Origin of the sequence: Aquirhabdus parva, assembly GCF_003351745.1 — a bacterium.
Taxonomy (GTDB): domain Bacteria; phylum Pseudomonadota; class Gammaproteobacteria; order Pseudomonadales; family Moraxellaceae; genus Aquirhabdus; species Aquirhabdus parva.
This window is the reverse complement of sequence record NZ_CP031222.1, coordinates 1474961-1488033: the sequence shown is the minus strand read 5'-3', so window position 1 is coordinate 1488033 and position 13073 is coordinate 1474961. Positions and strand designations below refer to the sequence as shown.

Sequence of the window (13073 nt, the reverse complement as noted above, 5' to 3'; positions counted from 1 at the left end):
ACTGTTATACGTTCAAAATTGTTAGCCCGTTATCAGACTCAAAAGGCGTGCATAATCATAGCAAATCATTGATTCACATATTATGGTTAATACGTAAAATGTGAATTGATCCATATGGATTAATTTAAAAGGGGTACGCCACTATGAAATCGAATCTCGTTATCTGTTGATTCAATCAGCTCTCGCTCAACATCGCGAAACAACGCAATACGTTCATCAATCGAAATACGCTCCGAATCTGCAACCAAAGTACGGGCTAAAGTCAGATAATCCTCAAAATGCCGCGACTCAGACTTTAATAGATAGCGATAGAATTTTGCCAACTCCTCATCGACGTATGGTGCCAACGCTGCAAAACGTTCACAAGAACGTGCTTCCACAAAAGCCCCGACGATCAGTACATCAACTAATGCAGCAGGCTCATGGGTACGAATATGTTTACGCAGACCCAACGCATATCGACTCGCACTAACCGCCTCCCATACTTGACCACGCTGACGCATGATTTCTATGACTTGTTCATAATGCAACATTTCTTCACGAACCAGCTGTGCCAGTTTGACTTGTAATTCAGTGTGAGCTCCGTAGCGAAACATCAAATTCATTGCCGTACCAGCAGCTTTTTTTTCACAATTTGCATGGTCTTGTAGCAATAGAGGGATATTTTGACAAGCAGCATCTACCCATGCTTGCGGTGTACGGCACGCCAGAAAATCATATATAGGCTTTAATAAATCAACCTGAAAACTCATGCAACTTGCTCGATATTTATAAAAGGACGCTATGGTAAAAAAAACTGACATCAATGTGGAGTCATTATTGAGATTTATTCATACTGAATACGATAACATCAACAAGCAACTAAGCTTAGCAGTTCGAACAGCATTAGAAATGCTCAAGGTTGCTTGAGCACTTCTAATGCTATGATCATTTTAACCATATGAAAATACTAAAAGCTTCACAGTTCGCGTATTATTCTTGATGCATCAATTAACTAGAACTATTTATTTGCATATCATATTGTCTGATCATGAACAGAATCATTCAATCGTATTGAAATAAGACAAGGCATTTACTTTAGCAGGGAACTTACGCATGAAAAAACTCTATCTCGCTTTCTATATTCTTTTGAGTGGATTGCTCGTGCCCTCGATCAGTTATGCCGCAGCAGATGCGCATGGTGAACTAGGTGGGATTCTATTCTCACTATTCTGTTTGGTCTTCTCCGCACAAGTACTCGGTTGGCTTGCCTCACGATTAGGCCAACCTCGTGTGATTGGACAAGTCTTGGCCGGTGTTCTCGTAGGTCCTAGCTTACTAGGGTTTGTACATGTCAATCTCACCTTGCAAGCCTTGGCTGAATTTGGTGCGATCTTTTTGATGTTCGCCGTAGGCCTTGAGAATCGCCTACGCGACCTACTTGCTGTAGGCAAAGAAGCCGTGATCGTGGCGATTCTCGGCATTAGTTTGCCCATGCTTGGGGGCTATTGCTTTGGCTTCTTTCACGATTTATCGCAGATCCAAAGTATCTTCATCGGTACGGCTATGGTTGCAACCAGTGTTGGAATTACCGCTCAGGTCTTAAATGATCTTGGCGTGATTAACAGTAAATATGCCCGAATTATCCTCGGTGCTGCAGTGATTGACGATATCTTAGGTCTAGCAATTCTCGGTGTTGTATCGGGTATGGCTAGCGGTGAGGAAGTTTCAGCCATTGGCGTAGCGACTACACTAGGCATTTCACTAGGATTCGTTTTTGCCGTTCTTCTGGTTGGTGTTCCACTGATTCGTCGTATTCAATCTCACTTAAACCCGCAAAAAATTTCCGGTGGCTTTGGTCTCATTATTTCTCTGAGTCTAGGCTTTGCCGCATTATCTGGTGTCGTCGGACTGGCACCGATTATAGGTGCATTCCTGATCGGGATGGTACTTGCCGAAGTCAGCGACAATTATGATTTCCAGGACAAAGTTCATGCTCTCGAGAGTTTTCTTGCACCTGTCTTCTTTGCTATGGTTGGTGTGCAATTGCCGCTCGCGCTCCTTGCCGATAGTGAAGTGCTTTGGAATGGTGCAGTTCTGACCATCATTGCCATCCTTGGAAAATGGTTGGGCGGACTGGCGATTGCACCTCAGCAAGGCTTTGAGGTTGCCAATAAAGTAGGTATCGGCATGGTGCCTCGCGGTGAAGTCGGATTGATTGTGGTAGGTATCGGGCTTAGCACGCAATTGATTGATAATAAATTGTTTGCCGAAATCGTTGTGATGATTATTGCTACGACCGTCTTTGCACCGGTGGTATTGCGAATGATCATTAAACCTGTGGTTGCCCCACGTTTAAAAGAAGCGGATGCGCTGGGTACTTCCGATGGCAAAGGGATCTGATCGCTTGATCCGCAAGATCAAGTTCATAAAAAAGACACGCCGATGCGTGTCTTTTTTATTTGATCAGGCTCACTTCTTAGACGACATTAAGTGTGACATCAATATTGCCACGTGTGGCATTGGAATAAGGACAAACTTGATGAGCCTTTGCCACTAAGTCTTCTGCAATAGCGCGCTCCACACCGGGAATCGAAATATTAAGTGTCGCCTCTATGCTAAAGGCTTGCCCAACTGGACCAATACCCACATGACCCTCTATGGAAACGTCTTGCGGTAGCTTTACTTTTTCGCGCCCTGCGACCACTTTCAAAGCGCCAATAAAGCACGCGGAATACCCTGCAGCAAAGAGCTGCTCGGGATTGGTACCTACAGCACCATTGCCTCCCATTTCTTCTGGAATGGTCAACTTAAAATCAATCACACCATCATTTGAGCGTACGGTTCCATCACGACCACCAGTAGCGGTTGCGACGGCAGTATAGAGCGTTTTATCTAGAGACATGATGCGACTTCCTTTGATGAATAGTTAAACGAATTAAACGTCAATAACTCATATTCCATGCAAACTGTGCCATAACATGTCATAGTTTTTGCGATTGCAATGCACTCGATAACACAATCATACTTAAGCCCAACGACAAAACACATTCGTAATTTGGAAAATGAACACTATGGAAGAAAACCGACCCAATAACCGGGCTGCTCATATTAATCAACTGATTTTAGAAGGAATACCTGCATCGAACGCCAGTGGCTTTCGCGTGGATCAAGTGGATTTACCAACAGTAACCTGTATCTTGCCTTTTCACGCAAAGCAGATCCGTCCCGGTAATACAATATCTGGTCCAACGATGATGATGCTTGCCGATGCAGCAATGTATGCATTAATTTTGGCTTTAGATGATACGCAGCGCATGTCTGTAACGCAGGATTTGCATATTCACTTCTTGGCGCGCCCTGCAGCAGCGCAGGATTTACAAGCGATTGTGACATTGGTTAAACAAGGTCGACGCAGTGTCGTAATGCGGGTAGATATTTATAGTGTGGCCAGTGAGAGTGAGAAGAAGTTAGTTGCATTTGCAACGGGGACTTATGCGTTGGTGATTTAAGATTACGATACAAATGCGATGCGAACGATGCCAAACTGATAATATAAAACGGTTAGCTATGTAGAGTTTGAGGAGCCTTCGATGAATAAAAGTAGCACGGGCTTTAGCTTAGGTGTGGTGATTGCAGTTGCCTTATCATGGAGTGCTAACCACTCCATTCTATGGGCTATTATTCATGGCTTTTTAAGCTGGCTTTATATCATCTATTATTTTGTTATCTTAAAACATTAAAAGAAGAAACTGGTCTTTATCCCATCACCCCACATAAATCCAATAACCGATTTGCATAACCCCACTCATTATCATACCAAGCCAATACTTTGGCTTGTCGCCCTGCAACCATCGTCTGCAAACTATCCACCACCAGCGAAAACGACTGATGGTTAAAGTCACTCGAAACCAAAGGCTGGTCGGTCACATCCATAATATGTCGATAATGACCTTGCGCCGCGTCGATTAAAGTCTGATTGATTTGCTCAATCGTCGCTGGACGCTCCATCACAAAAGAAAGATCAATCGCAGCGACATTTAATGTCGGTACCCGAATGGAATAGCCTTCGATACGGTGCTCCATATGCGGTAAGACACGCTTTAAAGCCCCGAGTGCACTGGATGTCGTGGGAATGATATTTTGAGCAGACGCGCGCGCACGACGGGGATCACGATGCGCATGATCGAGTACCGATTGATCCGCCGTCATAGCATGAATTTCAGTCATCAATGCGGACTCTATACCAAAGGCATCATCCAATATCTTGACCAAGGGAACGAGAGCCTGTGTCGTGCACGATACACTCGAAATCACTTTATCTGACGGTTTTAGCAGCGTCTCATTCACCCCAAATACAATGGCAGCATCTACCGTATCAAAAGGTGCCGCACTGATAATCACGCGCTTAGCACCGGCAGATAAATGCCTTGATGCATCAATTCGGGACCGAAAGTGACCACTGCACTCTAGAACTAAATCGATTTCCAAATCAGCCCAAGGTAACAATGAAGGATCGGCTTGCTGTAATAGTTGAATTCGCCGAATTTGCTGTGAACTTGCTACAATCAATTCCGAGCCTTCTAGCCCAACAGTGCCTTGAAACCGTCCATGCGCACTGTCAAAACGCAAGAGATGCGCCAAGATATCAAATGAGGCAATATCATTGATGGCAACGATTTCAATATCAGGAATGCAATTGTTTTCAAACCATGCCCGCAAGACATTGCGACCGATCCGACCAAAGCCATTAATTGCGACGCGCAAAGGTCTTGGAGTAATTTGATCTATAGCGGGTTTCAAGTTTAATTCCTTTAAGATGCCAAAAAATTGAGATACAAATAAAAAATGAGATCAGGAAGTGCAATAAATGTTAACTGCCTTCCCTACTCTCATTTATATTGTCTGTATTCATTAATCTAAAGCCTAATTATAAAAATTAGGCAAAATTAAACGATTAGCCCACCAACTCATTAACAGCATCAACAACGGCCTGAGTTGTGATGCCAAAATGTTCGTATAGTTTTCCTGCGGGTGCAGACTCACCGAATGAGCGCATACCAATTACACGACCATCTAACCCTACAAACTTCCACCAGTAATCCACATGCGCAGCTTCAACAGCAACACGAGCACGAACAGCACTTGGTAATACCGACTCGCGGTATTCTGCAGATTGCTCAATGAAGACTTCACATGACGGCATGGATACGACGCGTACGCCGTCAAGCTGAGCATGAGCCTCCATCGCCAAAGCAATCTCAGAACCCGTTGCAATGATGATCGCTTTAAGTACCCCTTTCTCTGCAGCAAGCACATAACCACCTTTAGCGACATCCGCCAATTGGGCCACTGATCGAGTTTGAAAAGGGAGGTTTTGACGTGAGAAAATCAGTGCAGTTGGACCATCTTGACGCTGGAGTGCAAGTTTCCAAGCAACTGCTGATTCAACAGTATCTGCAGGACGCCAGAGATGCAGATTTGGTGTACCACGCAAAGATGCAATTTGTTCAATAGGTTGATGGGTTGGACCATCCTCACCCAAGCCTATCGAATCATGCGTATAAACATGAATGACGCGTTGTTTCATCAGTGCCGACATGCGGACCGCATTGCGTGCATATTCCATAAAAATCAGGAAAGTTGCGACATAGGGAATAAACCCACCATGCAGTGCAATGCCGTTAGCCATGGCTGTCATACCAAACTCGCGGACACCGTAATGGATGTAATTTCCCGCGGGATTATCCTGAATACCTTCGCAGCCTTTCCAGATCGTAAAGTTTGAACCTGCCAAATCTGCAGAACCACCCAATAACTCCGGCAAAATTGGACCCAAAGCACTGAGTGTATTTAAACTTGCCTTACGGCTTGCGATGGTCTCTGCTTTTTCATTGCAGTCTGCGATAAAGGCATTTGCTTTTTCTTCAAAATCAGCGGGTAAAGTACCACTCAAGCGGCGTTTTAATTCTGCTGCCAGTTCTGGATAACGTGATTGATAAATATCAAACACAGAATCCCAATGCTGCTCAAGTGCAGCACCTTTGGCCTTGCCATCCCATGCTTCATAGATTTCATCGCTGATCACAAAAGCATCATCGGTCCAACCGAGTTCTTCACGGGCCAGTAAAATTTCAGCAGCACCCAAAGGTGCACCATGAGACTCTTCTTTACCTTGTTTATTGGGTGAGCCTAGGCCAATGATCGTTTTACAAATGATCAATGATGGTTTAGCGCTTTCTGCTTGAGCAGCAAGTGTTGCTTCACGAATTGCATGTGCATCGTGACCATCAACCTTGATGACATGCCAGCCATATGACTCAAAACGCTTTTGTGTATCATCACTGAACCAGCCTTCAACTTCGCCATCAATAGAAATGCCATTATCGTCGTAGAATGCGATCAGCTTGCCTAATTGCAATGTGCCTGCCAGGGAACATACTTCATGTGAGATGCCTTCCATCAAACAGCCATCGCCTAAGAAGCAATAAGTGAAGTGATCAACAACAGCTAAACCATCACGATTAAATTGTGCTGCTAAGGTTTTCTCTGCTACAGCAAAACCTACGGCATTTGCAATACCTTGACCCAATGGGCCTGTCGTTGTTTCAACCCCAACGGTATAACCATACTCAGGGTGACCTGGCGTCTTGCTATGTAGTTGACGAAATTGTTTGATGTCCTCAATGGACACATCATAGCCTGTCAAATGTAGCAGTGCATATTGCAGCATGGAGCCATGACCATTGGATAACACAAAACGATCACGGTTCACCCAATCTGGGTTACTGGGGTTATGACGTAAAATCTGACGCCAAAGCACCTCAGCAATATCTGCCATGCCCATGGGCGCACCAGGATGACCTGAATTAGCCTTTTGAACGGCATCCATAGCAAGTGCACGAATAGCATTTGCAAGAGGGCGCTGATTCAAAGGTGGGTTAAAAACTGGCTGACTATGAGAGTGGGTTGATTGATTCATAACAAACACCTAGGGGGCAGATCGTTGCGCAAAAATATGATGGGCTATTGTCGTTGAATTGGCATAGTGGGTAAAGCATTCTTGATAAAGAAACACATTTAGTATGAGTGTACATGCGATATCGGTCGTTTGTAGTGCGTTTTTACATGATCAATGCTAGTCGCTCGTAAAAAATCGCGTTATCATGACTCGGATAATACTTTTGATAAGCAAGTGGTTTTTACATGCGTGAATACTCTGTTTTTACTTCTGAATCGGTCAGTGAAGGCCACCCTGATAAAATGGCTGACCAAATCAGCGATGCTATCCTTGATGCAATTTTAGCCCAAGATAAACATGCACGTGTGGCCTGTGAAACATTGGTAAAAACCGGTGTTGTCGTTTTAGCTGGGGAAGTCACAACTACCGCCAACGTCGATTTTGAAAAAATTGCACGTGATACCGTAAATAGTATCGGCTACAACCATTCAGACTTAGGTTTTGATGGTTCGACATGTGCCGTCCTAAACATTTTAGGCAAACAGTCACCAGATATTGCACAAGGCGTTGATCGTCAAAAACCGGAAGACCAAGGTGCAGGTGACCAAGGACTCATGTTTGGCTATGCATCTAACGAAACAGACTCTCTGATGCCAGCTCCGATTTGCTTCGCACACCGTCTTGTCGAGAAACAAGCCGAACTGCGTAAAAATGGAACCTTGCCTTGGTTAAGACCCGATGCAAAAAGCCAGGTGACCTTTCACTATGAAAATGGTGTGCCTAAATACGTTGATGCGATTGTACTCTCGACACAGCATGATCCTTCAATTTCTCAAACGGCATTAAAAGAGGCCGTTATGGAAGAGATCGTTAAATCAATCTTCCCTAGCGAAATGCTTCATGCCAAAACCCAATACCACATTAATCCGACAGGCATTTTTGTGATCGGTGGTCCTGTAGGCGATTGCGGACTAACAGGTCGTAAAATTATCGTAGATACTTATGGCGGTATGTCGCGTCATGGCGGCGGCGCATTCTCTGGTAAAGACCCATCTAAAGTAGACCGCTCTGCAGCTTACGCTGGCCGTTATGTTGCGAAGAATATCGTTGCGGCAGGACTTGCTGATAAATGCGAAATCCAAGTCAGCTATGCTATTGGTGTTGCAGAACCCACCTCCATTTCAATCAATACTTTTGGAACTGGAAAGGTCAGTGATGAGATCATCATCGCGCTAGTCCGTGAACACTTCGATCTGCGTCCATACGGTATCAGCCGTATGCTTGATTTGCTTCACCCCATTTATCAAGAAACAGCGAGCTATGGTCACTTTGGTCGTCAGGCTAATGGTTTGCACTTCAGTTGGGAACGTACTGATAAAGCTGCGGATCTGAAAGCAGCACTGTAAAAATCTGACGCTATCTCCCCCCCAAGCTTCTATCTTGCAAAAACACCCTCTAAATAGAGGGTGTTTTTATAACAAAAACAAAATTAATTAATTGTCCCAGTTTTCCAACTCCATTTAGGAGTTAAAGAGTAAACGACAAAGTTACCATCATCTTGAAGCAGCGCGTACGCTCCTTTTTTGCCAGCAGTTTTCGTATTCCATAGCGGCACATTTTTCGGTGAGTAAACTACAAAATTCCCATCCTGCTGCATCACTGCACGATTCCCTGCACCTGATGTACCACTACTGAAGATTACCGCCGAGTTGGATACACGAGTAACAACAAGATTCCCACCTGCTTGCATGGTAATCTTGAATTTACCATTTCCTGAAGTTCCACTTTGACCTGATGTCAATGTTTGACCCGGAGCGATCACGTAAGGACCTGTGGCACTGGTGCCTGCAGATGGGTCTGAGAAGCCTGCACTAAATGGTACGAGTACGGAGTAAACCGCTAGATTGCCATCGTCTTGGAGCAATAACAATGGTGTGGTTACTGATGTTCCAGCTGCCCATTTGGTAGCATCGGAACGATCATAAATTGCAAAATTTCCTGTCGGCTCAAGTACTGCACGTATTTCTGTTTTTGGAACCAGTGGATCAATCGGCGTGGTATTCGAGGTCCAAATTTGGACATTCGAACTATTCTTGATCACTAAGTTGCCGTTCTCTTGGACCGTCAGTTTATATTGACCATTCGGTGAGGTCATCGTATCCAATGGACATAAGGTCGTGCCTTGGATCAAGAAGTAAGGCTGATTGATATTTGGCGTATTAAAACAGTTCCAATTCTTATGCGCACGCAAACCCGCTAAAGTCGCCGCATTGTCATTCAGAATTTTTGCGTTATTTTCCTGAGCGACAGTTCCAATCGGAATATCCTTTTTGACACCATCAATGGTAGCAGAGTGCGTAATATCTGGATTTGAATAGTAAGGGATTTTTGGACAGACACCTGAAGTACATGCATAAGCCATCACAGTACGCCAGTTACCAGGGACTAATAAGCCATGCGCAACCCCTGCAGCAGAATTGTTTGCGATATCATGTCCTGCGCCATAGATGTGTCCTGTTTCGTGAGCAAATGTATGATTGGATATAGAACAACCATCATCAACAACACCAAATGCATACGCAGTATTTTTAACACCCACATACGCAATACCACAAAGATTTGATCCCACTTTACTGGTGATCAAAACCGTGATATCCGTCCCTGTTTTACTGACTCTTGCATGAATATCATCTAAGCTACCATCTGTGGTGCCTCTGAGATCATTTAAACTTTGCCCCAGATCCGTTGTGCCAACATAATCAACACGAATGACATCCACTAAACGCATTTGTGCATTAATAACACTGTTAGCATAATGCTGATTGGCATCGTCGATCATTAGTTGTAGATGTGCCATCAACGCAGCTTTATCAGTGTAACGCGCTTCAACTTCTGGAGTATAAACGAGTGTTGCATCTACTATCGGCACGGAATCTTGCGCAGTAGCAGGCTTGGTGTCTTTTGAACTTGCTGGCAAAACATCTAATGAGGTACTGGGAGAGGACACTAATTTTTGATTGAGTGCTTTATCAGGTTGAACGGTATCAGGTCGATCATAGCGTTCAGGAAATTTCGATTGATCAATCTCCGTAATGACCTGTAAATCTTTGCCGAGTGATTGAACACGATAGACGTTAGGGCCTTGATGAATAATGCCCTCGACAGCATCGCCATTTACACTGAGTATCGTACTGCCCTCACTTGTCTTTGCAAACCATGAATAGTTTGTTTGTGAGCGTTTGACTGTCATGTAGTTGGTTGCAGGCAAGACATCAGCTTGGGTTGGATTGATGTCCACACTTGCTTGGTCTAATGTTTTGAGATTCATTTTAACGAACTGATAACTCTTAACCCCAGGATCACCTAGAACCTTCGCCAACTGTGCTTTTTGACTGGGTATCAGTAATGCATCCGCATTACTTGGAAAGGCGGGGGAAAATAATGGTGCCGCATACACCCCTGTTGCAAAACAACAAGCAAATGCGGTAAGTAAAAATTTGATCTTTGTCATCCTTGAATATCTCCACGTTAGCTCAAAACACTGATAAATCGCGATGTCTTCCTTTGACCAATCAGTAGCGCATGTATGAAGATTATGGCAAAAACTCAATCAAAAATATATCATTAATTCTTTATAACTAACTTATTTATATTATTTTTTTAAATACGCGAACCAATTGACACAAATAATCCGATTGTCAAACCGATAAAAAAAACCTAGGTCACCCTATACCACGATGGACAACGAGACGTATAAAAACACCCTCTAAATAGAGGGTGTTTTTATAACAAAAACAAAATTAATTAATTGCCCCAGTTTTCCAACTCCATTTAGGAGTTAAAGAGTAAACGACAAAGTTACCATCATCTTGAAGCAGCGCGTACGCTCCTTTTTTGCCAGCAGTTTTCGTATTCCATAGCGGCACATTTTTCGGTGAGTAAACTACAAAATTCCCATCCTGCTGCATCACTGCACGATTCCCTGCACCTGATGTACCACTACTGAAGATTACCGCCGAGTTGGATACACGAGTAACAACAAGATTCCCACCTGCTTGCATGGTAATCTTGAATTTACCATTTCCTGAAGTTCCACTTTGACCTGATGTCAATGTTTGACCCGGAGCGATCACGTAAGGACCTGTGGCACTGGTGCCTGCAGATGGGTCTGAGAAGCCTGCACTAAATGGTACGAGTACGGAGTAAACCGCTAGATTGCCATCGTCTTGGAGCAATAACAATGGTGTGGTTACTGATGTTCCAGCTGCCCATTTGGTAGCATCGGAACGATCATAAATTGCAAAATTTCCTGTCGGCTCAAGTACTGCACGTATTTCTGTTTTTGGAACCAGTGGATCAATCGGCGTGGTATTCGAGGTCCAAATTTGGACATTCGAACTATTCTTGATCACTAAGTTGCCGTTCTCTTGGACCGTCAGTTTATATTGACCATTCGGTGAGGTCATCGTATCCAATGGACATAAGGTCGTGCCTTGGATCAAGAAGTAAGGCTGATTGATATTTGGCGTATTAAAACAGTTCCAATTCTTATGCGCACGCAAACCTTGCAGAACACCTGCATTATCAGTCAAAACCTTAGCATTATTCTCAACGGCGACTGTTCCCATGGGAACATTCCCATCAGCAATGGTCGAGTGGAGGATATCTGGACTAGACCAATAAGGAATACGCGGGCAGCTATATTGTCCTGGGCATGCAGCAGGATACGCCATAACCGTACGCCACTCACTCTTATAATGGAAACCATGCGCATAAGGTATCCCTCCTGCACTAGAATTGGCAACATCATGTAAAGCACCATAGAGATGTCCAATCTCATGGGCAAATGAGTGATTACCAATCGCGCAAGAATCCTCAACGATGCCAAATGCATACGCTGTAGAGTTTGCACCAACGTATGCCAGACCACAAGAATTTGCACCCGACTTACTGGTAATTAAGATCGCAATATCAGCACCCACCGTATTTAAACGAGCATGGATGTTGTCCATTTGACCATCAGTCGTACCCTTCCAAGCAGCCAAGCTGACACCCAGATCTGTCGTTTCGACATAATCAACTGCTTGGGTGTCGACTAAGCGGAGTTGAGAGTTCACGGCACTATTAATATATGTTTGGTTTGCATCATCAATGGCTAACTGAATATGTGCTAAAACGTCCGCATCACTGTTGTTATACAATGCCTTGACCGCAGCTGTATAACCCACAAGCACATCTACGACAGGATTAGGATCAGCCGCAACAGTAGGCGTTACAACTGCATCTGAAGAGCGGCTTGTCGCATCTGATGATTGCGAGGCGGCTGATTTAGCGACTTTGCCAGAGGGCATCTTAATGCCGAGCGGCTCATCACTTGGAAATTTGGACTGGTCTATCTCTGTCAGGGCTTGTAACCCATCCCCTAAAGTACGGAGTCGAAATACTTTAGATCCTTTATGAATAATGCCTTCAACAGCAGAACCATTCACACTGATGATGGTATTACCATCTACCGTTTTACCAAACCATGAATAATTGTTAGCCGACCGCTTAATCGTCGTTTGACTCGTTGTCGTTGAAGCATCACTAGCGGTAAGATTTACACCAACATTGGGTTGAGTCAGCGCATTAAGGTCGGTTCGAACCAAGCTATAGTTTTTTACAGCAGGATCATTTAATACCGTGGCCAACTGCTTAGATTGGGAAGGCTGAAGAAGGGCATCACTATTACTAGAAAAAGCAGGTGAAAAAAGCGGTGCCGCATATAGACTAGTCGTTATACTGCACAATAACGACGTTAAAATAAAAGTGGATTTTTTCATTCCTTATGCATCCCTAAAGCCTAATTTAGTATCAATGTTGTTATTACATTGATAACTTTAGCAACTTAGCATATTTTTTGAAATTTTCCCAATATCAGCAATCGAATTAAAAAAAATAAAAAGTTATTTATTATCAATACTATAAATAAAAATGAAATAGAAAAGTTAGCCTTTTTGAGATCAAGTAGGCATATTAAATTAGAAATTTAACTGATCAACATTTAGTAAATATAATAAAAAAACGAATATATTTTTCACTTCACATGTAAATAATGCACAATACATCACATTTTACCATTTAATAAAAATAA

The 13073-nt window shown here is 43.6% G+C and carries 10 protein-coding genes; 4 read left to right on the top strand and 6 right to left on the bottom strand.

Annotation, left to right across the window (positions count from 1 at the left end):
• Positions 1–119: 119 nt before the first annotated feature.
• Complete coding sequence (gene miaE / locus HYN46_RS06635) at positions 120–752, bottom strand: tRNA-(ms[2]io[6]A)-hydroxylase (protein ID WP_114898641.1); 633 nt, start codon at positions 750–752, stop codon at positions 120–122.
• A gap of 343 nt (positions 753–1095) precedes the next feature.
• Here miaE and HYN46_RS06630 point away from each other — a divergent pair, with 343 nt between their 5' ends.
• Positions 1096–2382: a cation:proton antiporter gene (locus tag HYN46_RS06630; protein ID WP_114898640.1), complete on the top strand. Its 1287-nt coding sequence runs from the start codon at positions 1096–1098 to the stop codon at positions 2380–2382.
• Positions 2383–2458: 76 nt separating this feature from the next.
• Here the strand turns inward: HYN46_RS06630 and HYN46_RS06625 are convergent, their stop codons facing one another.
• Entirely contained in the window at positions 2459–2884 is a 426-nt protein-coding gene (locus HYN46_RS06625) for an organic hydroperoxide resistance protein (RefSeq protein WP_114898639.1), read from the bottom strand.
• Between the two features lie 169 nt (positions 2885–3053).
• On the opposite strand from HYN46_RS06625, the gene HYN46_RS06620 reads away from it, so the two are divergent.
• The gene (locus HYN46_RS06620; protein WP_114898638.1) at positions 3054–3491 is read left to right on the top strand and encodes a PaaI family thioesterase; all 438 of its coding nucleotides are present in this window, start codon (positions 3054–3056) and stop codon (positions 3489–3491) included.
• Positions 3492–3572: 81 nt separating this feature from the next.
• The gene (locus HYN46_RS17410; protein WP_210009437.1) at positions 3573–3722 is read left to right on the top strand and encodes a hypothetical protein; all 150 of its coding nucleotides are present in this window, start codon (positions 3573–3575) and stop codon (positions 3720–3722) included.
• Positions 3723–3738: 16 nt separating this feature from the next.
• On the opposite strand, the gene HYN46_RS06615 is transcribed toward HYN46_RS17410, so the two are convergent.
• Positions 3739–4746 (bottom strand): type I glyceraldehyde-3-phosphate dehydrogenase, encoded by a 1008-nt coding sequence (locus tag HYN46_RS06615; protein ID WP_114900658.1) that lies wholly within the window; start codon positions 4744–4746, stop codon positions 3739–3741.
• Positions 4747–4936: 190 nt separating this feature from the next.
• Positions 4937–6961 carry a transketolase gene (gene tkt, locus HYN46_RS06610; protein WP_114898637.1) on the bottom strand — a complete coding sequence of 675 codons (2025 nt, stop codon included), beginning with the start codon at positions 6959–6961 and terminating at the stop codon, positions 4937–4939.
• 224 nt (positions 6962–7185) lie between these two features.
• Here tkt and metK point away from each other — a divergent pair, with 224 nt between their 5' ends.
• On the top strand, positions 7186–8346 hold the full coding sequence (gene metK, locus HYN46_RS06605; protein ID WP_114898636.1) for a methionine adenosyltransferase: 1161 nt from the start codon (positions 7186–7188) through the stop codon (positions 8344–8346).
• A gap of 83 nt (positions 8347–8429) precedes the next feature.
• Here the strand turns inward: metK and HYN46_RS06600 are convergent, their stop codons facing one another.
• Together HYN46_RS06600 and HYN46_RS06595 are read right to left on the bottom strand one after the other, a co-directional pair.
• Positions 8430–10451: a M12 family metallo-peptidase gene (locus HYN46_RS06600; RefSeq protein ID WP_114898635.1), complete on the bottom strand. Its 2022-nt coding sequence runs from the start codon at positions 10449–10451 to the stop codon at positions 8430–8432.
• 289 nt (positions 10452–10740) lie between these two features.
• A complete protein-coding gene (locus HYN46_RS06595) occupies positions 10741–12762 on the bottom strand; it encodes a reprolysin-like metallopeptidase (protein ID WP_114898634.1) in 2022 nt (673 codons plus the stop codon).
• Positions 12763–13073 lie beyond the last annotated feature (311 nt).